Origin of the sequence: Roseococcus thiosulfatophilus (assembly GCF_017311575.1) — a bacterium.
GTDB classification, from domain to species: domain Bacteria; phylum Pseudomonadota; class Alphaproteobacteria; order Acetobacterales; family Acetobacteraceae; genus Roseococcus; species Roseococcus thiosulfatophilus.
Genome location: NZ_JAFFQY010000003.1, coordinates 1 through 25,479, shown reverse-complemented (window position 1 = coordinate 25,479; position 25,479 = coordinate 1). Strand labels below are relative to the sequence as shown.

Below are 25,479 nucleotides of genomic sequence, written 5' to 3'. Positions count from 1 at the left end.
TATAGCGGCACTCCATGACCGACGCCACGCAGCTTCGCACGCCCGTCCCGCGCGACCCGCGGGCCGATATCTGCCGCGGCCTCGCGCTGTGGATGATCATGGTCAACCACACCCCCGGCAACGCGGCGGGCGACTGGACGCTGCGCAACTTCGCGCTCGCCGACGCGACCGAGGCCTTCGTGCTGCTGGCGGGCTATGCCGCCGCCTTCGCCTATGCCGGCAAGGCCGATCGCCAGGGCTGGCTGCCGGCGGCCGCTTCGGTGGCGCAGCGGGTGGGCAAGCTCTATGTCGCGCACATCTTCCTGCTGGTGGTCTTCGCGGCGCAGGTGGGCTTCTCGGCCGCGGCGCTGGATCGCGCGGCCTTCCTGGACGAACTGGCGCTCGACCCCTTCGCCGAGCAGCCCTACCGCGCCCTGCTGGAGGCGCTGCTCCTGCGCTTCCAGCCGCACTTCCTGGACATCCTGCCGCTCTACATCGTCATCCTCGCGCTCTTCATCCCGGTGCTGCTGCTGCGGGGCTGGCCATGGCTGCTGCTGGGGCTGTCGGTCGTGCTGTGGGTGGGCGTGCGCGCGGCGGGCTACAACCTGCCCCGCTGGGAGGAAGGCACCTGGTTCTTCAACCCGCTGGCCTGGCAGCTCCTGTTCTTCATCGGCTTCATGCTGGGCCAGTCGGTGCGCGGCGCGCCGACCGTGGGCCTGCCGCCGCGCAGCCCCTGGCTGACCGCGGCCGCCCTGCTGGTGCTGGGCGCGAGCCTGGCCGCCATGGTTGGCTACAACCACTTCTACAGCCACCTGCCCGTCTGGGCGGCCGAATGGCTCTCGCGCGTGGACAAGCAGTCGCTGCACCCCTGGCGCCTCGCCTCCATCCTGGCGCTGGCCTACCTCATCGGCCAATTCGTGGGGCGGGACGGGGCGCTGGTGCGCTCCCGCCTCGCCCGCCCCTTTCAGAAGATGGGACAGCATAGCCTGCCCGTCTTCTGCGTGGGCATCCTGCTCTCCTTCCTCGCGCGCCTCGCCATCGAGGCCTGGGATGGGTGGGAGGTGCAGCTCGTCGTCAACGTCGCCTGCTTCATGGCCCTGCTGGGCGTCGCCGTGGTGTCCGAGTGGAACCGCACCGTCGAGCGCGCGCCGCGCCAGGCCCCGACTTCCCCCTTGCCTGCCGGAGCCGAAAAGGCATGATCCGCCTCGTGCTACCCGCCCTCCGCCTCCTGGCGCGGCCCGTTGCGCTCGCCGGCCTCGCCCTCGCCCTGCTGGCCCCCCCGGCCGCCGCCGTGCCGCGCGGCTGCGCCGTGCCGCACGACATGGTGGAGGAGGCGCGCCCCCTCCAGGCGGCATCGCGTGCCCTGGAACTCGGCGCGCTGCGCATCCTCGTGATCGGCTCGGCGTCGGTGGTGCAGGCCGGCACGGCCGAGGCCGCCACGACCTGGCCTTCCCGCCTGGAGACCGCGCTGGGCCGCCGCTACAGCGAGGCGCGGATCAACGTGCTGGTGCGTGGGTCGCGCGGCGCCTCGGTGACGGACAACCTCCAGCGCCTGAAGGACGCGCTCCGCCAGGAGACCCCCGCCCTGGTCATCTGGCAGGCCGGCACGGTCGAACTGTCCCGCGGCATGGACCCGCACGAGATGACGGAGGTGATGCGCGAGGGGCTCGAGGCCATCCGCCGCGCCGGTGCCGACCTCATCGTGATGGACCAGCAATATTCCCGCTTCCTGCGGGCCAATGCCAATGTCGAGCCCTATCGCGAAAAGCTGCGGCTGCTGGCCGCCTCCGCCGGCGCCGCGCTCTTCCCGCGCTACGACCTCATGCGCCACTGGGTGGAGACCGGCGCGCTCGACCTCGAGCGCGTGGCCCGCGGCGACCGGGCCGCGGCGCTGGAACGGCTGAATGGCTGCCTGGGCGAGGCCGTGGCCCAGATGGTGATCAGGGGGCTGAGCGAAGCGCGGTGATCACCGCGCGGGTCACCTGCACGGTGCCCGCGCTGCCGCCGACATCGGCGGTGCGAAGCCCTTCCGCGAAGGCCGCGTCCACCGCGGCGCGGATGCCCAGCGCGGCATCGGACAGCCGCTGGCCGCCGCCGCGCACTGACAGCCACTCCAGCATCATGGCGGCGGAGAGGAAGCAGGCCGTGGGGTTCGCGATGCCCTTGCCCGCGATGTCGGGCGCCGTGCCGTGGCTCGGCTGGAACAGGCCATGGGTATCGCCCAGATCGGCCGAGGGCGCGAAGCCCATGCCCCCCACCAGCCCCGCGCCAAGGTCGGAGAGGATATCGCCGAACATGTTCTCCATGGGCAGCACGTCGAAATCCCAGGGGCGGCGCACGAGGTCGAGCGCCATCGCATCCACGTAATGCGCGTCATGCCCCACATGCGGGTAGCTCTCGGCCACCTTGGCAAAGACGGTCCGCATCCAGGCGAAGGCGCGGAACACATTGGCCTTGTCCACCAGCGTGACACGTCCCGGACGGCCCAACTGCCCCGCGCGGTGGTCGGCCAGGCGGAAGGCCATGCGCGCCAGGCGCTCGGTGGTGGGGCGCGTGAGCCGCAGCGTCTCCTCCGCCCAGTCGCTGCTGACCATGCCCTGGTCCTTGGAGAAGAAGAGGCCCTCCGTGCTCTCGCGCAGGATCACGAAGTCGATCTTCGCCGCACGCGGGTCGGAGAGGGGAAGCGGCACGCCCGGAATGGCGCGGATGGGCCGCACCCCGCCATAGAGGTTCAGCCGCTGCCGGAGCGTGATCTGCGGCGAGAGTTCGGTGCCATCGGCGTGACGGATGCCAGGCCAGCCCATGGCCCCCAGCAGGATGGCATCCGCCCGTGCCGTGCGTTCGAAGGTTTCGTCCGAGAGGTCGGTGCCGGTTTCCTTGTACGCGAAGGCGCCGGCCCGCTGCATCGAGAAGCTGAGGCCCACGCCATAGCGCTGGTCCACGACGCGCAGCAGGTCGAGCGTCGCATCCATGACTTCGACGCCTATGCCATCGCCTGGCAATACAGCGATGTCGTAGCTGTTGGCCAGCATGCACCCCTCCCCCAATCTCCGACTTCCAGGCTAGCTTTTCCCGGCGAAGCGCCCAAGAGGCTTCTCAGGAGGAAACATGAACTTGTCCCGACGCGGCCTGCTGGCCGTCCCCGCCGCCCTCGCGCCTCTGCATGTCCAGGCCCAGAGTCAGGCCCCAGGTGCGGCCGCGGGCTGGCCCGCCCGGCCGGTGCGCATCATCGTCCCCTTCCCGCCCGGCCAGGCGGCCGACACCGTGACGCGCCTCGTGGCCGACAAGCTTTCCGCGCGCTGGGGACAGCCCGTGGTGGTGGAGAACCGTGCCGGCGGCGCCGGCGCGCCGGGGCTGGAGGCCGGCGCGCGCGCCGCGCCCGATGGCTACACGCTGACGGCCGGCACCTCGGGCACGCTGGGGGTGAACCCCTCCGTGCTGGCCCGCGTGCCCTATGACGCCGAGCGCGACTTCGCCCCCATCAGCAACATCGCCATGGTGCCACTGATGCTGGTGGCGCATCCGAGCTTCGCCGCGCGCGACGTACGCGCCATGGCCGAGATGGTCCGCGCCCGCCCGGGCGACATCAACATCGCCAGCGCCGGCCCCGCCACCAGCCAGCACATGGCGATCGAGCTGCTGCAGATGCGGACCGACCTGCGCTTTTCCATCGTCCACTACCGCGGCTCCGGCCCTGGCATCACGGACCTGATCGCGGGCGTGGTGCCGCTGATGATGGACAGCGTGGCCTCCGCCCTGCCGCATATCCGCGGCGGCCGCGCCATCCCGCTGGCGGTGACGGTGGCGGGCCGGGTGCCGCAATTGCCGGAGACGCCCACCATCGCGGAGACCATCTCGCCCGGCTACCAGGCGGCGGGCTGGTCGGGGCTGGTGGCGCCCGCCGGGACGCCCCCCGAGATCGTGGCCAAGATCTCGGCCGATGTGCGCGCGGCACTGGCCGAGCCCGATGTGGTTCAGCGGCTGCTCAACCTCGGCACGGTGGCGGATCCAGGCACGCCGGAGGAATTCGCGGCCTTCGTGCGCGCCGAGATCGTGAAATGGCGCGAGGTGGCGCGCGCCGGCAACGTCCGCCTCGACTGAGGCGGGGCGGCGCGGGCGTGGCCTAGGCCCGCGCCCGGAGCATGCTGCGTTCGCGCAGCCTGCTCCAGCCGATATTGAGGGACGGATTCAGCGTTTTCGGTGATTCCACCTCAACGCATCCCGCCCTGGCGCCTCAGAGGCTGCCGCGCTGGATCAGCTCGATCTTGTAGCCGTCCGGGTCGTCGATGAAGGCGATGAGGGTGGTGCCGAACTTCACCGGCCCCGGCTCGCGCGCGATCGTCACGCCGGCCGCGCGCATCTTCTCGCAGGTGGCGTAGATGTCAGGGACGCCGATGGCGAGGTGCCCGAAGGCCTTGCCCATCTCGTAGCTGTCCACGCCGTAGTTGTAGGTCAGCTCCAGCTCGGTGCCGCCGCCCTCATAGCCGAGGAAGACGAGGGTGTACTTCCCATCCGGCACGTCGCGCCGGCGCAGCTCCTTCATGCCGAGATGGGTGGTGTAGAAGGCCACGCTGCGGTCGAGGTCGCCCACGCGCAGCATGGTGTGCAGGTAGCTGAAGCCAGCCATGGGGTGTTCTCCGGTCAGGGGGTGAAACGCTGGGACTCGACGGCGTAGATGAAGAGTCCCGCATCGGCGGCGGCCTGCAGGGTCTCGGGCTTGTCGGCGATGACGGTGCCCAGCGCCTCGATGGCGATGCCGCGCAGCCCGGCGGCCACCGCGCCGGCCACGGTGACGGGGCCGATCACGGGCGCGTCCACGCGCATCTCCTGTCCGATCTTGGGCAGCTTCACCAGCACGCCGCCGGGGCCATCGCGCCGCTGCTCGCCCGCGCGGGCCAGCAGGGCGTCCGTGCCCTCGATGGCCTCCACGCCCAGCACCAGCCCCTGTTGCACCACCACGGCCTGTCCCACATCCTGCGGGGACAGGGCGGAAAGGACGGCGATGCCGCGCGCGATGTCCTGCCGCGCCATCGCATCGGGCTCCGGCCCCGCCACGAGACCTGCCTCGGCCAGGATGCCGCCCAGGATGTGCATGGGGCCGATGATCTCGAACCCCTCCTCGCGCAGCACGTTCATGGCGGCGCGCAGCAGGGTGTCATCGCCGCTGAAGGCGCTGCGGCCCACGCGTGCGATGGCCTTGGCCGTCCAGGCATCGGGCAGCAGCGACAGGATCGAGGGCCGGCGCGCACGCCCGCTGAGGGAGAGCTTGGTAACCCCCTCGGCCCGCAGGCGGCTGATGATGTTGCCGGCCGCGCCCACGCGCTCGACCATGAAGGGGTAGCCATCGAAGAGCTTGGGGTCCGCGAAGTCGCGGATGCAGACGATGAAGACCTCGCCGCCCTTCTTCACCCAGGCATCGGCCACACGACGGGGATAGGGCCCGCCCCCCGCGATGATGCCGAGCTTCATGCCTCCTCTTCCTCCGGCGCGATTTCGGCGGCCATGCGGCCGGGACGGATCAATTCGCGCCGACGGTCGCGCGCCTGAAGGAAGGACAGCACCTCCTCCACCAGCGCATCGCCAGCGAAGCGCTGCGCCGCCAGCTCCATGCGCTCGGCGAAGATGCCGGGCTCGCGGAACAGCATGCGGAAGGCGGCGCGAAGGGCGTGCAGATTGTCGCGCGAGAAACCACGGCGGCGCAGCCCGACCGCGTTCAGCCCCACCAGCCGCGCGGGCAGGCCGAAGACATTGGCGAAGGGCGGCACGTCATTGGTGACGCCCGCGAGACCGCCCACCATGGCGTGGCGCCCCACCCGGACCATCTGGTGGATGGCGGCCCCCCCGCCCAGGAAGCATTGCTCGCCCAGCCGCACATGGCCGCCCAGCATGACGTTGTTGGCGAGGATGACGCGGTCCGCCACCTGGCAGTCATGCCCGACATGGGAGCAGGCCATGAGCATGCAGTCATCGCCCACGCGCGTGATGCCCTCGCCGCCCACGCTGCCGCGGTGGATGGTGACATGCTCGCGGATCTGGCAGCGGGCGCCCACCACGACGCCCGTGGGCTCGTTCTTGTACTTCAGGTCCTGGGGCGCGAGGCCCACCGAGGCGAAGGCCGAGAGGCGGGTGCCCGCGCCGATGCGCGTGCGGCCCTCGATCACGACATGGGAGAGAAGCTCCACGCCCTCCTCGAGCACGACATCGGGCCCGACGGTGCAGAAGGGCCCGATGCGGCACCCCGCGCCGATCACGGCACCGGGCGCCACCAAGGCCGAGGCATGGATCAGCGCGGTGGGGGAAATTCCATCCACGCGGATCACCGGTCCCGGATCATGGCGGCGTAGGTGGCCTCGGCGACGACCACGCCATCCACCTTCGCCTGGGCGGCGAACTTCCAGACGTTCATGCGGCGCTGCGCCTTCGTGACATGGATGAAGAGTTGGTCGCCCGGCACGACGGGGCGGCGGAACTTCGCGCCCTCGACCGACATGAAGTAGACGAGCTTGCCCTTGAACTCCTCGCCCAGGGTGGCCACCACCAGAACGGCCGCGGTCTGCGCCATGCTCTCGATGATGAGCACGCCCGGCATCACCGGCTCGCTGGGGAAGTGTCCCTGGAAATGATGTTCGTTGATCGAGACGTTCTTGATGCCCACGGCCGAGTGGTCGGGCCGGATGTCCACCACCCGGTCGATCATCAGGAAGGGGAAGCGATGCGGGATGGCCTGCATCACCTCCATGATGCCATAGGCACCGATGGTGGCTGGTGGTGCGTCCTGTTGGTCCATCCGCCTAATCCTTCTCCCCGTCCCTGGCCGCGGCGCGCTGCTGCGCGGCAAGCCGCTTCATCATCATCATGGCCCGCATGGCCTCCTTCACCGGCATGGCGGGGCTGCCCAGCATGTCAGCGCCCGCCGGCACATCCCGCATGACCCCGGCCTGGGCGCCGATGCGCGCCCCGTCGCCGATGGTGAGATGCCCCGTCAGTCCCGCCTGCCCCGCCAGCGTCACATACCGCCCCAGCGTCGTAGAGCCCGAAACACCCGATTGCGAGACGAGCACGCAGCCCGGCCCCATGCGGACGTTGTGGCCCACCTGCACCAGGTTATCCAGCCGGGTTCCGGCGCCGATCACCGTGTCGGCGTGGCTGCCACGGTCCACGCAGGCATTGGCGCCGATCTCGACCCCATCCTCCAGCCGCACGAGGCCAAGCTGGGGCATGGTCACGAAACGGCCCTCCGGGGTGGGCACGAAGCCGAACCCCTCCTGGCCCACCCGCGCCCCGGGGTGGAGCACGACCCCCCGCCCGCAGATGGCATGGCTGATGCTGCTGTGGGCATGCAGCCGGCAGCCCTCCCCCAGCACCACGCCTTCGCCCACCACCGCATGAGGGCCGATGACGCAATCCGGCCCGAGACGCGCGCCCTCGCCGATCACGGCATAAGGGCCGACATGGGTTCCCGCGCCGATCTCGGCCCCGGCCCCGATCACGGCCGTCGGATGGATGCCCGCCTGGGGCCGTGGCGGCGGATGGAACAGGGCGACGGCGCGCGAGAAGGCCAGCGCCGGGTGTCGCACCACCAGGGCCAGGCACCCCTCGGGCACGGCGCCGCGCTGGGCTTCCTGGACGAAGACGGCGCCGGCGGCGGTCCGCCGCAGGGCGGCGATGTTCCGCGCCCCGTCACAATAGGAAAGCTGCCCGCGCTCGGCCTCGGCCAGCGGCGCCACGCCCGTGAGGACGAGGTCCGCCGCCCCGGAAGCACTGCAAGGCTCGTCCAGCGCCGCAAGGAGGTCTTCGAGGCGCTGGGGCCCCGCCTGCGGGAAGAAGCGAGGGTCAGCCGCCATGGCGCACGGGGCCGCCCTCAGCGGCGGGGGGGCTGGGCCGGCGGCGTCGCCGGGCGGGCGGCCGGTGCCGCCGGCGGGGCCGCGGGCGCCGCGCCACTGGGCGTGGCCGGCGGGCTGCTGCCGTCATTCTCGGGCGGAATCTGCACCTCGCGGGTGGCGCGGTTGAACTGCTGCGCCACCTCGTCCGTCAGGTCGAAGGCCGGGTCGTTCATGATGACCAGCGGCCGCGGCAAGACCATGTTCACATTCCGCGCCTGCGCCACCTGCCGCACGATGTTGGCCAGCGATTCCTCGATCTGCACCAGGGCCTGCTGGGCCGCCACCTCGATGTGCTGGCTGCGGTTGCGGAAGATGCGCTGGCTGTCGGTGATGCGCTCCTGCAGCTCACGCTCGCGGGCGCGAATCTGGTCGGCGCTGAGCTGGGCGCGCTGGGTGGCGAGCTGCTGCTGCGCCTCGCGCCAGTTGGTCTGCTCGCGCTGCAGGTCCTCGTTCAGGCGGTTGCGGCGGCGCTCGATCTCCTCGCGCACCTGGTTGAAGGCGGTGGAGACGCGCTGCACCTCGGGAATGTCCACGATCCCGATGACGGCCGTGGGCTGCTGCGTGGCCGCGGGCCGGGCCGGCTGGGCGGCCGGGCGCTGCGCGGGGGGGCGCTGCTGCTGGGCGGGCGCCTGGCCCTGCTGCGGGACGAACCACTGCTGCTGCTGCGCCACCGCAGGGGCGGAGCCCAGCCCGGCGACCAAACCCAGGACGACCGCGCCCATCACGGGGGCGGGGTGAATGCGAAACAGGTTCATACGCAAATGCCTATCCTCGCGCTCAGAAGCGGGTGCCAAAGCCGAAACGCACAACCTGTGTCTCGTCGTAGCTCTGCTTGGCGATCGCCTGGGCGACGTCAATGTTGATCAGACCGAAGGGGCTGCGCCAGGACACGCCCACGCCCGCGCCCACACGGGGCGTGGCATCGTCGCCGATGCCAGGGCCGGTCACGGTGCGCGACAGCGAGCCCACATCCACGAAGGCCCGGCCGACGAGGCCGATCTCCGAAGGCACGGGCAGCGGGAAGCGCAGCTCCGTGGACTGCGTCCACATCAGGCGCCCGCCCAGCGCGTCGCGCGAGGCGATGTCGCGCGGGCCGGCGCCCGCCACGGCAAAGCCGCGCAGGTTCTCGCCACCCAGGAAGAAGCGGTCCACGATGCGGTCCCGTCGGCCGCGGTCGAAGCCGTTCAGGATGCCGAAGCTGCCGGAGATGCTGAGCACGAAGTCCGGGTCGCCCAGCAGCTGCTCCAGCGGCAGGAAGAGCGCCCCGTCCAGCCGCGTGCGGAGGTAGGCCACATCGCCCCCCAGACCCGCCACGTCATTGCCCAGCCGGATTACATATCCGCGCCGGGTGTCGAGGGGGTTGTCGCGCACGTCATAGGTCAGCGTCTGGCTCACCTGACTGAGGATCGTCGTCCCCGCCTGCTCGAGCACGAAGCGCGAGGAGCCAGGCTGGATGTTCGAGATCTGGCGCTGCACCACGCTGTAGGACCAGGACTGCCGCAGACGTTCGTTGAATTCATAGCCCGCGCGCAGCGACACACCCGCCCGGCGCTCGTCGAAGCCCGAGACGCTTCGCAGGTCGCGCTGGATGTAGAAGAGATCGCCGCCGACCGCGAGGTTGCGGTCGAGGAAGGAGGGGTCGGTGACCGACAGGTCCACCTGGCTGCGGCGCTGCGCGATGGTGGTGTTGATGCGCGCGTCAATGCCGGTGCCGCCCAGGTTCCGCTCGCGGATGCCGAAATCGGCCAGGAAGCCCGCATCGGTCGAGAAGCCGCCGCCCAGGCTGATCTCGCCCGTCGCACGCTCGACCACGCGGGTGTCCACGATCGTCCGGTCGGGTGCGGAACCCGGCGCGTTGTTGATCGTGATGTCGCCGAAATAGCCCAGGTTGCGGATGCGGTCGCGCGAGCGGCGGATCTGCGCGGCGTTGAAGGCATCGCCCTCGGCCAGGCGGAACTCGCGGCGGATCACCCGGTCCTGGGTGCGGGTGTTGCCGCTGATGTCGATGCGCTCGATGTAGACGCGCGGGCCTTCGGTCAGCGCGAAGGTGATGTTCGCCCGCCGTGCCTCGGTGTCGCGCGTGATCTGCGGCTGGACCTCGACGAAGGGGAAGCCGCGCAGATTGGCCGCGTCCGACAGCGCCTGCGAGGTCCGTTCCACCGCGTCGCCGTCATAGGTGCCGCCGGGCGCCACCTCCAGGAAGCGGCGCAGCGTGGCCGGATCAAGGTCCGGGAAGGCGGAGGTGATGTCGATGTCGCCGAAGGTGTAGCGCGGCCCTTCATTGATGGTGAAGGTGATGAAGAAGCCGCTGCGGTCCGGTGCCAGCTCCGCCGTCGCGGGGCCGATCTGCACGTCGGGGTAGCCGTTGCGCAGGTAGTAGCGGCGCAGCAGCTCCCGGTCAAAGGCCAGGCGCTCAGGGTCGAAGCTGTCGGAGGTGGAAAGGATGCGGTAGAAGGCCTGCTCCTTCGTTGCCACCACGTCGCGCAGCCGCGCGTCCGAGAAGCCCGTGTTCCCCACGAAGTTGACACGCGCGACCAGCGCCGTCGGGCCCTCCGTGATCTCGAAGACCAGGTTCACCCGGTTCTGGTCGAGCTCGATCAGCTTCGGCTCCACCACCGCGCCGAAGCGGCCGCGCCGGGCATAGGTGTCCAGGATCGCCTGGCGGTCGAGCTGAACCAGCTGGGGCGTCAGCACCGCGCGCTCACGCAGCTGGGTCGCCTGGCGCAGCACGTCGTCGGAGATGCGGCGGTTGCCCTCGAAGGCGACGCGGTTGACGATGGGGTTCTCGACCACCTCCACCACCAGCGTCGCGCCGTCGCGGCCGATGCGGACGTCTCGGAACAGGCCCGTGGCGAACAGCGCCCGCAGGCTGCGGTCCGCCCGGTCGGCCTCATAGACGTCGCCGGGCTGGACCAGCATGTAGCTGCGGATGGTGTCCGCCTCGATGCGCTGGTTGCCGCGGACCACCACGGAGGTGACGACATCCCCGGACTGGGCGGCGCGCGGCGCGCCCGCGCGCGGCTGGGCCTCCGCGAAGGGTTGCGGCAGGGCCACGAGCGTGGCGCTGGCGAGAAGCAGGACGCGGAGCGTGAGGCTCAAGGAAAAGCCATCCCTTCGTTCTGGAACGGAACAGGCGCGAACATAGACGGGGCGGCGGCGTGCCGCCACCCCAGGGGGAAATCCGCCCCCCTCACCCCAGCAGGCCACCGATCCAGCGGCCGATGGAGCCGTGGGCGATGTCGTTGAAGGTGACGAAGACGAACAGCGAGATGAGCAGGGCGAAGCCCAGCCGGAAGCCATATTCCTGGGCCCGGGCCGGCAGCGGTCGGCCGCGGATGGCCTCGGCGGCATAGAACATGAGGTGCCCGCCATCCAGCAGCGGAATGGGGAAAAGGTTCAGCAGCGCGAGGCTGATGGACAGGAGCGCCATCAGGTTGATCAACGGCACGATTCCGAGCGTGGCCGCCTGGCCCGAAACCTCCGCGATGCGGATGGGCCCGCCCATGTCGCGCGCGCTGCGGGTGCCGGTGATCATCTCCCAGATGCCGGTCAGCGTCGCGACACTCATGTCGTAGGTCTGGACCACCCCGGCGCCCAGGGCGCTCAGCGGGTCCAGGCGCTCGAAGCGCCCCTGCCCGCCCTGCACGCCCAAGATGCCCACGGGTTCGGCCTCGCTCCCGGGTCGCGGCACGGGCGTGGCGACGAGGTCCAGCTCACGCCCGTCACGCTGCACCGTCACGCGGACCTGCTGGCCCGCCCGCGGCTGGATGTGGCGCTGCACCTGGTCGAAGCGGACCACCCGCTCGCCATCCAGGGCGATGATGGCGTCGCCGGGCTGCAGGCCGGCGATTTCGGCGGGCGAGCCGGGGCCTACCGCGGCCACCGTCGTCATGTCGCGCGGCGCCCCGAAGGTGGCGTAGAGCCCCGCGAAGAGCACGGCGGCCAGCACGAAGTTCGCCACCGGCCCGGCGGCGACGATGATGGCGCGGTCCCGAACGGGCTTGTCATGGAAGGTCTGGCCCGGGCGCTCGGCAATGCGCGACTCGGGCGGCAGTTCCTCGGAGGGAATATGCCCATGCAGCTTCACGTAGCCACCCAGCGGAATCCAGGCCAGGCGCCATTCGGTCCCCTGCCGGTCGGTCCAGCGGGCCAGCGCCCGGCCGAAGCCGATGCTGAACACGTCCACATGCACCTTCCGCCAGCGCGCGGCGAGGTAATGGCCCAGTTCGTGGAAGAAGATCAGCACGCCCAGCACCACCAGGAAGGCCAGGATGGTCCGCAGCGTCTCGGGCAGGAAATCCAACATTTCGGTTCCTCAGGCGGCCGCGCGGTGGGCGGCGATGTCGGTCGCGCGGGCGCGCGCCGCCGCATCCAGTTCCAGCACGGAGGCCAAATCATCCACGGGCTGCCCGCCCAGCGCGGACAGCGTCTCCTCCACCACGGCCGCGATGTCGAGGAAGCCCAGGCGTCGCGCCAGGAACAGCGCCACCCCCACCTCATTGGCCGCGTTCAGCACGCAGGGCGCGCCCCCGCCGGCGGCCAGCGCCGCGCGGGCGAGGCGCAGGGCGGGAAAGCGCACCGGGTCCGGCGCCTCGAATTCCAGCCTGGACAGCGCCGCGAGGTCGAGCCGACCCACATCCACTGCCATCCGGTCGGGCCAGGCCAGGCAATGGGCGATGGGGGTGCGCATGTCGGGCGTGCCGAGCTGCGCGATGAGCGAGCCATCGGCGTATTGCACCAGCCCATGCACGGCCGATTGCGGGTGGACCAGCACCTCCAGCTGCTCCGGGCGCACCGGGAACAGGCGCGCGGCCTCGATCAGCTCCAGCCCCTTGTTGAACATGGTGGCGCTGTCCACGCTGATCTTGGCGCCCATGGACCAGACGGGGTGGCGCACCGCCTGCTCGGGCGTGGCCTGGGCCATCTGCGCGAGGCTCGCCTGGCGGAAGGGGCCGCCCGAGGCGGTCAGGATGATCTTCTCGACGGCGGCAAAGCCATCCCCGCCACGGCTCATCAGCGCCTGGAAGATGGCGTTGTGCTCGGAATCCACGGGCAGCAGGGTGGCGCCGCCGGCCCGCGCCGCCTCCAGCACCAGGGGGCCGGCGCAGACCAGGCTCTCCTTGTTGGCCAGGGCCAGCGTGCCGCCCCGGGCCAGCGCGGCCATGGTGCTGCCCAGCCCCACCGCGCCCACGATGGCGGCCATGGTCCAGTCGGCCGGGCGGGCGGCGGCATCAATCACCGCCTCCGGGCCGCACACGGTCTCGATTCCACTGCCGGCCAGCGCCTCGGCCAGGGCGGGGCCGCACTCGGGGTCCGCCACCACGGCCAGCCGCGCGCCATGCCGGCGCGCCTGGGCGGCGAGCGTGGCCACGTCCCGGCCCGCGACCAGCGCCTCCACGGCGAAGCGGCCCGGGGGGGCGGCCTCCAGCAAGGCCATGGTGCTGCGCCCGATGGAGCCGGTGCTCCCCAGCACGGTGATGCGGCGCGATGGACCCAAGACTACCTCCAAAGATGCACGCCGGCGCCCAGCAGCACCCCGATCAGGGCGCCCACCGGGGCCGCGGCCAGCACGCCGTCCAGCCTGTCCAGCAGCCCGCCATGGCCGGGGATCAGGCCCGAGGAATCCTTTACCCCAAATCGGCGCTTGATCCAGCTTTCCAAAAGATCCCCCGCCTGGGCGGCGAGGCCCAGCACCGCCGCCACCAGAAGCACATGCGCCACCGAGAACTCGGAGGTGAAGACCATGGCCGCCAGCAGCCCCACCAGCATGGCGCCACCGAGCCCCCCCAGCGCCCCGGACCAGGTCTTGTTCGGCGAGATGGACGGCACAAGGCGCGGCCCGCCAAAGGCCCGCCCCGCCAGATAGGCCGAGATGTCCGAGGCCCAGACCACCAGGAAGAGGAAGATGACGTTGTCGCGGCCCACCCGGTCATCGGCCCGCAGCTCGATCAGCGCGATGCCCGCCAGACCGATATAGACCACCCCGAAGCCGAGCCAGAGCGGCGGCACGCGCCCGAGCGGGTGCCGGGCAACCCATTGCGCCCCATAGGCGCCGGCCGCCAGCACCAGCAGCCCCCAGAGCGAAAGGCCCAGCACGGCCAATAGCCCGGCCAGCAGAACCACGCCCGGCACCAGCATGCCCGGCATGACGCGGGTGGAGCCCCCGCAGAGCCGCACCCACTCCCAGGCCATGCCGGCCACGCAGATGGCCATGAGGCCGGCCCACCACTCGGCGCCCAGCCACATGCAGGCCAGCGCGGCAGGCCCGAGCAGCGCCGCCGTCAGCGCCCGCTTCCGCAGATCTCCCCAGCGTTGCATTCCTGTCAGCCTGGCCGGTGCGCCTTGCCCATGGCCTCAGCCCACCCTGGCGCCGAACCGGCGCTCCCGGGCGGCGAAATCGGCCAGGGCCGCGTCGAAATGCTCCGCGCCGAAATCGGGCCAGAGCACGGGCAGGAAGACCAGTTCCGCATAGGCGGCCTGCCACAGCAGGAAGTTCGAGATGCGCTGCTCGCCCGAGGTGCGGATGATGAGGTCGGGGTCGGGCATGCCCGCCGTGAAGAGCCTGGCGCCGAAGCCCGTCTCATCCAGCGTGGCGGGGTCCAGCTGGCCCGCTTGGGCGGCGGCCGCCACCGCCCGCGCTGCGGCCAGGATCTCGGCCCGCGCGCCATAGGAAAGGGCCACCGTCAGGTTCAGCCGCGCGCCGCCCGCCGTGCGTTCCTCGGCCTGGAGAATGGCGGCGCGGGTCTCGGCACCGAATCGCTCGCGGTCGCCGATCACGCGCAGGCGCACGCCTTCCTTGGTGAGGTGCCCCACCTCGGCCCGCAGATAGTGGCGCAGCAGGCCGGTCAGTTCCTGCACCTCATCGGCCGGCCGCGCCCAGTTCTCGGAGGAGAAGGCGAAAAGGGTCAGCCAGGACACGCCCGAGCGGATGGCCGCCTCGATGGTGCGCCGTGCCGCGTCCGCGCCCGCCCGGTGGCCGAGCGCGACGGGCAGCCCCCGTGCCTGGGCCCAGCGCCGGTTGCCGTCCATGATGACGGCGACGTGGCGGGGCGGCGGGGCGCCCACGCCCGCCGCGGTGGCGGGCAAGGAGGACATCAGACGGTCTTGATGTCCTTTTCCTTCTCGGCGGTGACCTGCTCGATCTTCTTCACATATTCGTCGGTCAGCTTCTGGACCTCGTCGGACCAGCGCTTGGCGTCATCCTCGCCGATCTCGGACTTCTTCTTCCAGCCCTGGATCTGCTCCATGCCGTCGCGGCGCACGCCGCGCACGGCCACTTTCGCGCCTTCCGCATACTTGGCCGCGGTCTTGGCCAGTTCGTTGCGGCGCTGTTCCGTCAGCGGAGGCAGGTTCACGCGGATGGTCTGGCCTTCGGTCTGCGGGTTCAGGCCCAGGCCCGAATCGCGGATGCCGATCTCGACCGCCTTCACCACCGAACGGTCCCAGACCTGGACCGACAGCATGGAGGGCCCGCCCACCGAAACGGTGCCGAGCTGGCTCAGCGGCTGGTTGCTGCCGTAGGCCTCGATGCGGATGGGCTCCAGCAGCGAGGGCGAGGCACGGCCGGTGCGCAGCCCGGTGAATTCCTTCTTGAGCGTCTCCATCGCGCCGTCCATGCGGCGGACGAGATCAGCCTTGAGCGTCTTGAGGTCGGGGGGTGGGGCCGCCATGGGTTCGCCTCGCGGTCAGGGGGTGTCGGTCACGGTGGTGAAGCGGCCGTGGCCGAGCATCACCTCGGTGAAGGCACCGGGTTCATGGATGTTGAAGACGACGATGGGAAGATGGTTCTCCCGCGCCACGGAAATCGCGGCCGCGTCCATCACGGCCAGGTCGCGGGAGAGCATCTCCAGGTAGCTCAGCGTGGTGAAGCGCTGGGCGTCCGGGTTGCGGCGCGGGTCGCTGTCATAGACGCCGTCCACCTGCGTGCCCTTCAGAAGGGCGTTGCAGCCCATCTCGGCCGCGCGCAGGGCCGCCGCGGTGTCGGTGGTGAAGAAGGGGTTGCCCGTGCCGGCGGCGAAGATCACCACCCTTCCCTTCTCCATGTGCCGGATGGCACGCCGGCGGATATAGGGCTCGCAGATGGAGGCCATGGGGATGGCGCTCTGCACCCGCGTCTGCACGCCGATCTGCTCCAGCGCCGACTGCATGCCCAGCGCGTTCATGACCGTCGCCAGCATGCCCATGTAATCGGCCTGGGCGCGGTCCATGCCCGTCGCGGCACCCGCGATGCCGCGGAAGATATTGCCGCCGCCGATGACCAGCGCGACCTGCACGCCCAGCTCCACCACGCCCTTGATGTCGTTCGCGATGGCCTTCAGCGTGCCGGTGTCGAGGCCGTAGTTGCGGTCCCCCATCAGCGCCTCGCCGGACACCTTCAGCAGCACACGCTTGTAGACGGGCGTTTCGCTCATGGGTGTTCCGCTCTTGTTGAAGGCGCAGTGGGAAGCGGCGCGGGTGGGCCGGCCGTGAACGGCCCGCCGGCCGTGCAGGCCGGCGGAGTTTAGCAGGGGTCAGGGGCGCGGCAAGCCGCGCGCCCCGCCCTCACCATATGGCGGGTGTCAGACGCCCGCCTGGGCCGCGACCTCGGCCGCGAAGTCCGTCACCTGCTTCTCGATGCCCTCGCCGAGCTGGAAGCGGGCGAAGCCCGTGCAGGTCAGGCCGGCCTTCTGGACCACGGCCTTCACGCGGCTCTCGCCGTCATGCACCCAGACCTGCTCGAGCAGCACCACTTCCTCGTAGAACTTGCGGATGCGGCCTTCGACCATCTTCTCGATGACAGCGGGGGGCTTGCCGGAGGCCTGGGCCTGCTCGGTCAGCACCGCCTTCTCGCGCTCCAGCGCGGCGGGGTCCACGGCGGAGATGTCCAGCGCATCCGGCCGGGTGGCGGCCACATGCATGCCCATCTGGCGGCCCAGCGTCAGGATGGCATCGGCCTCGCCGGCACCCTCCAGCGCCACCAGCACGCCGATCTTGCCCAGACCCGGCTTCACTGCGTTGTGGACATAGGTCGCGACCGCGCCCTGGCCGACCTTGAGCACCCGCGCGCGGCGGATGGTCATGTTCTCGCCGATGGTGGCGATCATCTTGGTCAGCTCGTCCTGGGTGGTGTGGCCGGTGCCGGGATAGGGCGCCGCCTGCAGCGCCGCCACATCCTCGCCGACCGTCAGCGCCAGCTTGGCCACGTTCTCCACGAAGGCCTGGAAAGCCTCGTTGCGCGCCACGAAGTCGGTCTCGGCATTCACCTCGACCATGGCGGCCACCTGGCCGTCCGAGGCCACGCCCACCAGCCCTTCGGCGGCGACGCGGCCGGACTTCTTGGCGGCGGCCGAGAGACCCTTCTTCCGCAGCCAGTCGATGGCGGCTTCCATGTCGCCGCCCGCCTCGACCAGGGCCTTCTTGCAATCCATCATGCCGGCGCCGGTGGCGTCGCGCAGTTCCCGCACCATCGCGGCGGTGATTTCAGCCATGATTAGGTTCCTTGATCTTGCTGGATCAGGCCTGGGCCGCCGGGGCTTCCTCGGCCGGCACCGCCACCTCTTCGGGCATCGGGGCCGCCATGGCGCCCAGGTCGGCGCCCGAGGCCTGCATCTCGGCCGAGATGCCGTCGAACACCGCGCCCGCCACCAGGTCGCAATAGAGGTTGATCGCGCGGATCGCGTCGTCATTGCCCGGAATGGGGTAGGTCACGCCCACGGGGTCCGCGTTGCTGTCCACCACGCCGACGACCGGGATGCCAAGCGTGTTGGCTTCCTCGATGGCCAGCTTCTCCTTCACCACGTCAATGACGAAGATGAGGTCCGGCAGGCCGCCCATCTCGCGGATGCCGCCCAGTGCGCGGTCCAGCTTCTCCTTGTCGCGGGTCAGCATCAGGATCTCCTTCTTGGTGAGACCCTGGATGTCGCCGGAGAGGCGGCCGTCCAATTCCTTCAGGCGCTTGATGCTGCCCGTGATCGTCTTCCAGTTGGTGAGCATGCCGCCCAGCCAGCGGTGGTTCACGTAGTACTGGCCGCAGCGCGTCGCGGCCTCGGCCACGTATTCCGCCGCACTCTTCTTGGTACCCACGAAGAGCACGCGGCCGCCGCCGGCCACCGTGTCGCGCACCACGCGGAGCGCACGCTCCAGCATCGGGACGGTCTGCTGAAGGTCCAGGATATGGACCTGGTTGCGCACGCCGAAGATGTAGGGGGCCATCCGCGGGTTCCAGCGCCGCGTGTGGTGGCCGAAATGCACGCCCGCTTCGAGCAGTTGGCGCAGGGAAACTTCGGGCATCGCCATGGCGATCTCCTTCCTGTTCAGTCCGGTTGGGCCTCCGCGGCGCGAACCCCGGATCGCTCCGGGACCGGACCCTGCCATGGTGGGAACACCATTCCGGAAGGGGCGCCGCGTGTGGATTACCGGCGGAACCATTCCACCGGCGCGGGGCTCATGGCCGAATTCCCGCCGGAACGCAAGCCTCCAGGGCTGAAACCAGCCTGTCGGCGCCCTGTTTCACGCTGCCGTCATTGACCACGCGCACCACCCTGAGCCCCGGCGGCAGCGGCACCTCCCGCGCGAGGCGGGCCGCGATCTCGGCCTCGCCCTCCCGCCCCCGGGCCGCGAGGCGCGCGGCCAGCACGGCGGCCGGCGCCGTCACCTCGATGACGGTGAGCGGCGCGCGGGACGCCACCTCCTCCAGCACGGCACGCGAGAGGCTCATCACCGTCACCGGCGCGCGGCGGGTCTCCTCGGTGCGGATGCCGTAGTGCAGCCCGTGCGCGCGCCAGCGCACCGCGAGGTCGGCCGTGGCGAAGCCCGCCTCGTCCAGCGCCTCATGCCCCTCCTCCCCCAGCCCCTCGGGGCGGGAGATGACGCGGCGCGCGAAATGGAACCGCGTATCGCCCGCCAGCGTCGCCCGCGCCGCCGCCAGCAAGGTGTCCTTGCCCGCCCCGGAGGGCCCCACCACCGCCACCCACATCAGACCGTCCCCGGATTGACGAATTGCGCCGCAGGCGTCCCTATCCCCACAACGCCAAGGAGGCCAGCCATGTTCACCACCCGCCCGGAAATCGCCGCCACCTTCGGTGCGGTGGCCAGCACCCACTGGATCGCCTCGCAGGTGGGGATGAGCGTGCTGGAACGCGGCGGCAACGCCTTCGACGCCGCCGCCGCCGCCGGCTTCACCTTGCAGATCGTGGAGCCACATCTGAACGGGCCGGGCGGCGACTGCCCCATCATCCTGCACAGCGCGAAGCTGGGCGCGCAGCAGGTGATCTGCGGCCAGGGCCCCGCCCCCGGCGGGCTGAACGTGGCGCTGATGCGCGACCAGCTTGGCCAGCCCATCATGCCGGGCACGGGCTTCCTCGCCGCCCCCGTCCCCGGCGCCTTCGACGCCTGGGCGCGCATGCTGCTGGAACACGGCACCTGGCGCCTGCGCGACGTGCTGGAGTATGCCATCGGCTACGCCGCGCGCGGCGCGCATATGGTCCCGCGCGTGATCCAGACGCTGGCCACCGTGAAGCCGCTCTTCGAGGCGGAATGGAAGACCTCCGCCGCGCTGTGGCTGCGCGATGGCGGGCCGCAGCCCGGCAAGCTCTGGTCCAACCCCGTGCTGGCCGAGACCTATGCCCGGCTGGTGCGCGAGGCCGAGGCCCCCGGCCGCACCCGCGAGCAGGAGATCGAGGCCGCCCGCGACGCCTGGTATGGCGGCTTCGTCGCCGAGGCCATCGACCGCTTCGTCCGCACGCCCATGATGGACACCTCGGGCGAGCGCCATGCCGGCGTGCTGACCGGGCAGGACATGGCGAACTGGCGCGCGGGCGTGGAGGCCCCCACCACCCGCGAGTTCCGCGGCCACACCGTGCTGAAATGCGGCCCCTGGAGCCAGGGCCCGGCCATGCTCCAGACGCTGGCCCTGCTGGACGGCTATGACCTTTCGGCCATGGACCCGGTGGGCGAGGAATTCGTCCACACCGTCACCGAGGCCATGAAGCTCGCCTTCGCCGACCGGGAAGGCTTCTACGGCGACCCGGCCTTCGTGGACGTGCCGCTCGCCACCCTGCTGTCCGACGCCTATGCCGCCGAGCGCCGCAAGCTGATCGGCCGCGAGGCCTCGATGGAGTTCCGCCCCGGCACGCCCGATGGCCGCGCCGCACAGGGCGTGGACTACGCCGCCGCCATCCGCCGCGCCGCGGAGATGACCGCCGCCGCCGGCACGGGCGAGCCCACCGTCTCCCGCCTCGGCGCCTCGGGCGGGGACACCTGCCATGTGGACATCATTGACCGCTGGGGCAATTTCGTGAGCGCCACGCCCTCCGCCGGCTGGCTGCAATCCTCGCCGGCCGTGCCGGAGCTCGGTTTCTGCCTCGGTACGCGCTGCCAGATGTTCTGGCTGGATGCGGAGCTGCCCAACGGCCTCAAGCCCGGCAAGCGGCCGCGCACCACCCTCTCGCCCTCCATGGTGCTGCGCGATGGCAAGCCCTGGATGAGCTTCGGCACCCCGGGCGGCGAGCAGCAGGACCAGTGGCAGCCCATCATGCTGGCGCGGATGCTGGCGCATGGCTTCAACATCCAGGAGGCCATTGATCTGCCCTCCTTCCACTCCGAGCATTGGGTCAGCAGCTTCTGGCCGCGCGGCGCCAAGCCCGGGAAGCTGGTGCTGGAAGGCCGCTTCGCGCCGGAGGTCCTGGACGCGCTGAAGGCCCGCGGCCACGCGGCTGAGATGGGTGGCGAATGGAGCGAGGGGCGCCTCACCGGCGCGCGGCTGGAGGCGGATGGCCAGATCTTCGCCGGCGCCAATCCGCGCGGGATGCAGGGTTACGCTGTCGGGCGCTGAGGTTCGCGGGGAGGAGCCGAGGCCCCTCCCCCTCCCCCATCAGCTCTTCGACACGCCCCAGAAGAAGGGCAGCGGGCCCTTCTGGATGCCGGTGACGTTGCTCCGCCAGGCGGTGTAGCCCAGGAAGAAGCCGGTCGGCGCATAGACCACGTCACGGATGGCGGCCGCGTTCACCTTGTCCATCGCGGCCTTCTCGGCGGCCGCGTCAGGGGCGGCGAACCACTCGTCCACACCCGCCTCGACCTCGGCCGAGTCGGGCCAGCCGAACCAGGCGCGCTCACCCGTGGCGCGCAGCGCGTTGTAGGCGGCGGGGTTCACGCAATCGGCGCCCGCATGCCAGGTGTGGAACATGCTCCAGCCGCCCTGGCCGGGCGGGTTGCGCATGGCGCGGCGCTGGCCGGTGGTGCCCCAGTCGGTTGCCACGAAATCCACGTTCATGCCCAGGCGCCGCAGCAGGTCGGCGGTCACGTCGCCCTGCGCCTTCGTGATGGGCTGGTCCTGCGCCACGATGCAGGTGACCGGCTCGCCGGCATAGCCGCCCTCGGCCAGCAGCCGTTTGGCGGCGTCAATGTCGCGCCGACCCTTCAGGATGTCGCCGCCCGCCTCGGTGTAGCCGGGGGTGCCGGGGGTGAAGAAGCCGGGCAGCGGCTTCCACAGGGCGCTGTCACTGCCGACCAGCGCGGTCATGTAGTCCTCCTGGCTCATCGCCATCAGGATGGCCTGGCGCACCTTCTGCGAGTTGAAGGGCTTGTGCAGGTGGTTCATCCGGAAGGAGCCGATATTGCCCAGCGGGTCCGCGATATCCACCTGCACGCGGCGGTTGCGGCGCAGCAGCGGCACCAGGTCGGTGATGGGGTTTTCCCACCAATCGATCTCGTTGTTCTGCAACGCCGAGGCCGCCGTCGCCGGGTCGGGCATCACGATCCACTCGACGCGGTCCACCATCATGCGCTTCGACGCCGAGAGCCAGGTGCCGCCATTGTCGCGCGGCACATAGCCGTCGAACTTCTGGAACACCGAGCGCGCGCCGGGCACCCATTCATTGCGGATGAAGCGCATGGGGCCGGAGCCCACATATTCGCCGATCTGCTGGAAGGGGTCCGTGCGCGCGATGCGCTCGGGCATGATGAAGCAGATGGGCGTGTTGGTCTTGCCCAGCGCATAGAGCAGCTTCGGATAGGGGCTGCGCAGCACCCAGCGGAAGGTGCGGTCATCCACCGCCACCAGCTCGTTCTGGATGGCGCGGATCATCTGGCCCATCGGGTCGCGCGGCATCCAGCGCGTGATGGAGGCCACCACGTCGCGCGCCAGCACCGGCTCATTGTCATGGAAGCGCAGGTTGGGGCGCAGGGTGAAGGTCCAGGTCAGCCCATCCTGCGAGGTGGTGTGGCCCTCCACCATCTGCGGCCGCGGCGTCAGCGTGTCGTCCACGCCATAGAGCGTGTCCCACACCATGGCGGAGGCGTTGCGCACGACATATTGCGTGCCCCAGATCGGGTCGAAATTCGCGAGGTTCGCCTGCGGCACGAAGCGCAGCGTGCGCGCGGCGGCGCCCTGGCTGAGTGCCGGCGCGGCGAAGCCGGCGCTGCCCGCCAAGGCGGCCCCGGTCTGGAGGAATTGTCTGCGGTCCATGCCCACTCTCCCTGTTCTGGCGCGGCGTTGCCGCCCGCATGGGCGGTGGCTGCCGCGCGCCTGGGCAGGAGGGGCGGAAAACCCGGCCCTCCTGCCGACAGGGCGCGTCAATGCATGGACCGTGCCATCACAGCTTGCGCTGCATCGCCGCCAGGTAGCCGCGGTTGCGGGTGGGCGTGATCAGGATCTCGTTCAGGCAGACATGCGGGGGCGTGGCGGCGATGAAGGCGATGAGGCGTCCGCAATCCTCCGGCTGCACCATCTCGGACAGCTCCTGCTCCGACAGCTTGTTGGGGCGCTTGTCCATGATGGGCGTCCGCACCTCGCCCGGGCAGACCACGGTGCTGCGGATGCCGTTGGCGCATTCCTCCATGTTGATGCTGTGGCTCATCGCCACCACACCATGCTTGCAGGCGGTGTAGCCCGGGCCGCTCAAGGGGCTCACGAAGCGGCCGGCCATGGAGGCGGTGTGGATGATCAAGCCATCCTGCTGCTTGCGCATGGCGGGCAGCACGGCCAGCGTGCCGTGGAAGGCCGACATCAGGTTGCCGTCCACCAGCTCCTTCACGCCCGCCGGCGTCAGCCGCGACCAGGCGCGTTCCGTGATGTTCAGCCCGGCATTGTTCACCAGGATGTCGATGCGTCCATGCGCGGCCAGGACGGCATCCGCCACCGCCTGCACGGCCGCCGCATCGGCCATGTCACAGGCCCTGACCTCGGCCGTGCCGCCCTTGGCCGCGATGGCCTTGGCCACGGCTTCCAGCTTGGAGGCGGTGCGCCCCGTCAGCACCACCACGGCCCCTTCGGCCGCCAGCGCATGCGCGCCCGCCTCGCCAATGCCGGTGCCGGCACCCGTGACCCAGGCGATCTTTCCCTTGAGCTGCGCCATCGTTCCTCTCCCTTTGCTGTGGAACCTTGGGCGGCAGTCTGACGGAACGGGCTGCCGCGGCAACCCGGCTTGTGAGCCGTGCGGCCGCATGCTTCGCTTCGCCCATCAGGAGGAAACGACATGGCAAAGTTCCGCATCGTGACGCCGGCCGGCGCCAGCTTCACCGTGGCCGGCGGCGGCTACGACTATGAGATGGAGGCGCTGAACCTCGCCAACATCGACGCCGAGATCGTGGAGGCCCCCACCGACACCGCGGCCTTCATCGCCGCCGCCCGCGACGCGGACGCCATCTACGCCAAGGGCATTCCCTTCACCGCCGAGATCATCAACGCGCTGGACAAGTGCAAGGTGATCTCGCTGGGCTCGGTCGGCGTGGACAGCGTGGACGTGAAGGCCGCCACCGCCCGCGGCATCCCGGTCACCAACGTGCCCGACACCTTCATCGAGGAGGTGGCCGACCATTGCATGATGCTGCTGCTCTCCACCTTCCGCCGCACCATCGAGCAGGATCGCATGGTGCGCGAGCATCGCTGGAAGGAAGGGCGCCCGGCCCTGCTGCAGATCCCGCGCCTGATGGGCCAGACGCTGGGCTTCGTCAGCTTCGGCCGCGTGGCACGTGCGGTCGCCAAGCGCGCGAAGCCCTTCGGCCTGAACATGATCGCCTATGACCCGTTCCTGGACGAGACGGTGATGATCGAGAACGGCGTTGTGCCCGCGACGCTCGATGAGGTGATGTCGCGCTCGGACTTCGTCTCGATGCACGCCCCGGCACGCCCCGAATGCACCGGCATGCTGACGGAGCGCCATTTCAAGCAGATGAAGCCCAGCGCCATCTTCCTCAATGTCGGCCGCGGGCCGACCGTGGACGAGGCCGCGCTGATCAAGGCGCTGGAACAGGGCTGGATCGCCTATGCCGGCCTCGACGTGCTGGAGGTCGAGCCCCCCAGCCACAACAACCCGCTGCTGAAGATGGAGAACGTCATTCTCTCGGCGCACACCGCCTCGGCCAGCGCCCGCTTCGACGAGGCACGCAAGCGCCGCGTGGGCGCGGAACTCGCCCTCGTCGCGCAGAACAAGTGGCCGATGAGCTGCGTGAACCCCGCCGTGCTGCAGACCACCAAGCTGCAACGCTGGCAGCCGGTGAACCTGGGCCGCGGGCCGAACAGCTGAGGCGGCGCCGGGCGCCCTAGCCTGCCTCCAGCCCTGGCCCGTGGTAGCTCGCGACGGCGCGCTCCGCCGTCCAGGCAATAATGAAGCGGCAGCCCGGGGCGCCCATGGCCTCGCACTCGGTTTCGCGCACCACCGTGCCCGGGTCCACCAGGCGGTGGAACAGCCGTTCGAGGGTGACGGCATAGAGGTCGCACACCGGATGCGCGCTGCGCGCGCCGCGGCAGAGCGGGCAGCCCGCGATCTCCAGCCGCGCCGGATTGCCCGGCGTGACGCGCATCCGTCCCGAGCCCGCGAAGGTCCAGCCGTGGCGCGCGATGCTGGCCAGCAGCAGCCGCGCGCCCAGGCGCGCGGGCAAGGCACGGATCAGCCATTGCACCGGGCGGGGGATGCGATGCGCCAGCAGGTAGTCGCCGGTCAGCCTGCCGGCCTCGCGCGCGATGCGGGCGGCGTGGGCGTCGCCCAGGGCCTCGCGCAGCGCGGCTTGCAGCGCCGCGACATCCGCCTCGTCCACCATGCGCGAGGGCGGATGCTCCAGGTGATGTGTCAGCCCGGCGCGGGCAAAGACCTCACGGCAGACACGTTCGCCACGGTGCGCGCGCAGCGCCTCGGCGACGCGCGTGATCGCGTTGGGCCCGACCTGGCCGTTCACAGCTTCATGCGCGGCGGGGCCGTGCCCTCCATCTGGGCTTCGGTCATCTGCTCGGCGCCGCCACCGCAGGCCTTGATGTCCGCGGGTGCCGCGCGCCGGCGGCTGGGCGCCTGCTTCCAGTCGCGCGCCTCCTCGGTCATCTGCCGGGTGGCGTCGAAGTGGAAATCCACCTTCTTCTTTGACTGCGGGCCCCAGTAGCCCACGCGGCCAAGGTCATAGAACTTCCGCTCGAAGCCCGATTTCAGGAAGGCCTTCAGGCAGCCCAGCAGGTAGTTGCGCCGCACCTTGTCGCGCACCCAGGGGTAGCTGAGGAAGGATTTGCGCATGTAGAAGCGGCGGTAGTTGTGCATCACGCGGTCCAGCAGCGTGGCGCGGTCCATCGCGTCGGGCTTCATGATGGGGGTGACGAAGTTGTACTTCTCGAAGTCGAACACCTCCACCTTGTCGCCCAGCTCGCGGAACAGGT

25 protein-coding genes and 1 pseudogene are annotated in these 25,479 nt (G+C 70.6%); 5 read left to right on the top strand and 21 right to left on the bottom strand.

What is annotated here, in order from left to right; genetic code table 11:
- Window positions 1-14: 14 nt before the first annotated feature.
- Window positions 15-1,178 carry an OpgC family protein gene (locus JTN19_RS01810; protein ID WP_206929650.1) on the top strand — a complete coding sequence of 388 codons (1,164 nt, stop codon included), beginning with the start codon at window positions 15-17 and terminating at the stop codon, window positions 1,176-1,178.
- A complete protein-coding gene (locus JTN19_RS01805) occupies window positions 1,175-1,945 on the top strand; it encodes an SGNH/GDSL hydrolase family protein (protein ID WP_206929648.1) in 771 nt (256 codons plus the stop codon). Before JTN19_RS01810 ends, JTN19_RS01805 begins: the two co-directional genes overlap by 4 nt.
- On the opposite strand, the gene JTN19_RS01800 is transcribed toward JTN19_RS01805, so the two are convergent.
- Complete coding sequence (locus JTN19_RS01800) at window positions 1,920-3,011, bottom strand: isocitrate/isopropylmalate dehydrogenase family protein (protein ID WP_206929646.1); 1,092 nt, start codon at window positions 3,009-3,011, stop codon at window positions 1,920-1,922. The two genes, JTN19_RS01805 and JTN19_RS01800, sit on opposite strands and share 26 nt — an antisense overlap.
- 76 nt (window positions 3,012-3,087) lie before the next feature.
- On the opposite strand from JTN19_RS01800, the gene JTN19_RS01795 reads away from it, so the two are divergent.
- Window positions 3,088-4,080, top strand: a complete 993-nt coding sequence (locus tag JTN19_RS01795) for a Bug family tripartite tricarboxylate transporter substrate binding protein (protein WP_206929643.1) — start codon at window positions 3,088-3,090, stop codon at window positions 4,078-4,080.
- A 133-nt stretch (window positions 4,081-4,213) separates the two neighbouring features.
- Here JTN19_RS01795 and gloA read toward each other — a convergent pair whose 3' ends face one another.
- The 16 genes from gloA to JTN19_RS01715 form a co-directional block, all read right to left on the bottom strand.
- On the bottom strand, window positions 4,214-4,606 hold the full coding sequence (gloA, locus tag JTN19_RS01790; RefSeq protein WP_206929641.1) for a lactoylglutathione lyase: 393 nt from the start codon (window positions 4,604-4,606) through the stop codon (window positions 4,214-4,216).
- 14 nt (window positions 4,607-4,620) lie between these two features.
- The gene (locus JTN19_RS01785) at window positions 4,621-5,448 is read right to left on the bottom strand and encodes an LpxI family protein (protein ID WP_206929639.1); all 828 of its coding nucleotides are present in this window, start codon (window positions 5,446-5,448) and stop codon (window positions 4,621-4,623) included.
- The gene (lpxA, locus tag JTN19_RS01780; RefSeq protein WP_340643255.1) at window positions 5,445-6,299 is read right to left on the bottom strand and encodes an acyl-ACP--UDP-N-acetylglucosamine O-acyltransferase; all 855 of its coding nucleotides are present in this window, start codon (window positions 6,297-6,299) and stop codon (window positions 5,445-5,447) included. Before lpxA ends, JTN19_RS01785 begins: the two co-directional genes overlap by 4 nt.
- The gene (gene fabZ / locus JTN19_RS01775; protein ID WP_206929631.1) at window positions 6,296-6,766 is read right to left on the bottom strand and encodes a 3-hydroxyacyl-ACP dehydratase FabZ; all 471 of its coding nucleotides are present in this window, start codon (window positions 6,764-6,766) and stop codon (window positions 6,296-6,298) included. The genes lpxA and fabZ overlap by 4 nt, the downstream gene beginning before the upstream one ends.
- 4 nt (window positions 6,767-6,770) lie before the next feature.
- The gene (lpxD, locus tag JTN19_RS01770) at window positions 6,771-7,823 is read right to left on the bottom strand and encodes a UDP-3-O-(3-hydroxymyristoyl)glucosamine N-acyltransferase (protein ID WP_206929621.1); all 1,053 of its coding nucleotides are present in this window, start codon (window positions 7,821-7,823) and stop codon (window positions 6,771-6,773) included.
- 17 nt (window positions 7,824-7,840) lie between these two features.
- On the bottom strand, window positions 7,841-8,617 hold the full coding sequence (locus JTN19_RS01765; protein WP_242530775.1) for an OmpH family outer membrane protein: 777 nt from the start codon (window positions 8,615-8,617) through the stop codon (window positions 7,841-7,843).
- A 22-nt stretch (window positions 8,618-8,639) separates the two neighbouring features.
- The gene (gene bamA / locus JTN19_RS01760) at window positions 8,640-10,961 is read right to left on the bottom strand and encodes an outer membrane protein assembly factor BamA (RefSeq protein WP_242530774.1); all 2,322 of its coding nucleotides are present in this window, start codon (window positions 10,959-10,961) and stop codon (window positions 8,640-8,642) included.
- A gap of 91 nt (window positions 10,962-11,052) precedes the next feature.
- Complete coding sequence (rseP, locus tag JTN19_RS01755; RefSeq protein WP_242530773.1) at window positions 11,053-12,168, bottom strand: RIP metalloprotease RseP; 1,116 nt, start codon at window positions 12,166-12,168, stop codon at window positions 11,053-11,055.
- 9 nt (window positions 12,169-12,177) lie between these two features.
- The gene (gene dxr, locus JTN19_RS01750; protein WP_206929617.1) at window positions 12,178-13,359 is read right to left on the bottom strand and encodes a 1-deoxy-D-xylulose-5-phosphate reductoisomerase; all 1,182 of its coding nucleotides are present in this window, start codon (window positions 13,357-13,359) and stop codon (window positions 12,178-12,180) included.
- Window positions 13,360-13,361: 2 nt separating this feature from the next.
- Window positions 13,362-14,180, bottom strand: coding sequence for a phosphatidate cytidylyltransferase (locus JTN19_RS01745; protein ID WP_206929615.1), 819 nt, complete (start codon window positions 14,178-14,180; stop codon window positions 13,362-13,364).
- A gap of 36 nt (window positions 14,181-14,216) precedes the next feature.
- The gene (gene uppS, locus JTN19_RS01740; protein WP_191085078.1) at window positions 14,217-14,957 is read right to left on the bottom strand and encodes a polyprenyl diphosphate synthase; all 741 of its coding nucleotides are present in this window, start codon (window positions 14,955-14,957) and stop codon (window positions 14,217-14,219) included.
- Window positions 14,957-15,532, bottom strand: a complete 576-nt coding sequence (gene frr / locus JTN19_RS01735; protein WP_206929607.1) for a ribosome recycling factor — start codon at window positions 15,530-15,532, stop codon at window positions 14,957-14,959. Before frr ends, uppS begins: the two co-directional genes overlap by 1 nt.
- 15 nt (window positions 15,533-15,547) lie before the next feature.
- Window positions 15,548-16,273, bottom strand: coding sequence for a UMP kinase (pyrH, locus tag JTN19_RS01730; RefSeq protein WP_206929605.1), 726 nt, complete (start codon window positions 16,271-16,273; stop codon window positions 15,548-15,550).
- Window positions 16,274-16,420: 147 nt separating this feature from the next.
- Entirely contained in the window at window positions 16,421-17,329 is a 909-nt protein-coding gene (gene tsf, locus JTN19_RS01725; RefSeq protein ID WP_206929603.1) for a translation elongation factor Ts, read from the bottom strand.
- A gap of 25 nt (window positions 17,330-17,354) precedes the next feature.
- Window positions 17,355-18,137 carry a 30S ribosomal protein S2 gene (gene rpsB, locus JTN19_RS01720; RefSeq protein WP_184383194.1) on the bottom strand — a complete coding sequence of 261 codons (783 nt, stop codon included), beginning with the start codon at window positions 18,135-18,137 and terminating at the stop codon, window positions 17,355-17,357.
- A gap of 148 nt (window positions 18,138-18,285) precedes the next feature.
- Window positions 18,286-18,816, bottom strand: coding sequence for a phosphonate metabolism protein/1,5-bisphosphokinase (PRPP-forming) PhnN (locus JTN19_RS01715; protein ID WP_206929602.1), 531 nt, complete (start codon window positions 18,814-18,816; stop codon window positions 18,286-18,288).
- A 69-nt stretch (window positions 18,817-18,885) separates the two neighbouring features.
- On the opposite strand from JTN19_RS01715, the gene JTN19_RS01710 reads away from it, so the two are divergent.
- Complete coding sequence (locus tag JTN19_RS01710; protein WP_206929600.1) at window positions 18,886-20,673, top strand: gamma-glutamyltransferase family protein; 1,788 nt, start codon at window positions 18,886-18,888, stop codon at window positions 20,671-20,673.
- 39 nt (window positions 20,674-20,712) lie between these two features.
- Here JTN19_RS01710 and JTN19_RS01705 read toward each other — a convergent pair whose 3' ends face one another.
- Together JTN19_RS01705 and JTN19_RS01700 are read right to left on the bottom strand one after the other, a co-directional pair.
- On the bottom strand, window positions 20,713-22,305 hold the full coding sequence (locus tag JTN19_RS01705) for an ABC transporter substrate-binding protein (RefSeq protein WP_206929598.1): 1,593 nt from the start codon (window positions 22,303-22,305) through the stop codon (window positions 20,713-20,715).
- Between the two features lie 127 nt (window positions 22,306-22,432).
- Window positions 22,433-23,194: an SDR family oxidoreductase gene (locus JTN19_RS01700; RefSeq protein ID WP_206929596.1), complete on the bottom strand. Its 762-nt coding sequence runs from the start codon at window positions 23,192-23,194 to the stop codon at window positions 22,433-22,435.
- A gap of 120 nt (window positions 23,195-23,314) precedes the next feature.
- Here JTN19_RS01700 and JTN19_RS01695 point away from each other — a divergent pair, with 120 nt between their 5' ends.
- Window positions 23,315-24,364, top strand: a complete 1,050-nt coding sequence (locus JTN19_RS01695) for a C-terminal binding protein (RefSeq protein WP_206929594.1) — start codon at window positions 23,315-23,317, stop codon at window positions 24,362-24,364.
- A 16-nt stretch (window positions 24,365-24,380) separates the two neighbouring features.
- Here the strand turns inward: JTN19_RS01695 and bchJ are convergent, their stop codons facing one another.
- Both bchJ and JTN19_RS01685 read right to left on the bottom strand, forming a co-directional pair.
- Window positions 24,381-25,013, bottom strand: a complete 633-nt coding sequence (gene bchJ / locus JTN19_RS01690) for a bacteriochlorophyll 4-vinyl reductase (RefSeq protein WP_206929593.1) — start codon at window positions 25,011-25,013, stop codon at window positions 24,381-24,383.
- Window positions 25,010-25,479, bottom strand: a pseudogene (locus tag JTN19_RS01685) (hypothetical protein); the annotation flags it as partial. The gene bchJ and the pseudogene JTN19_RS01685, both read right to left, overlap by 4 nt.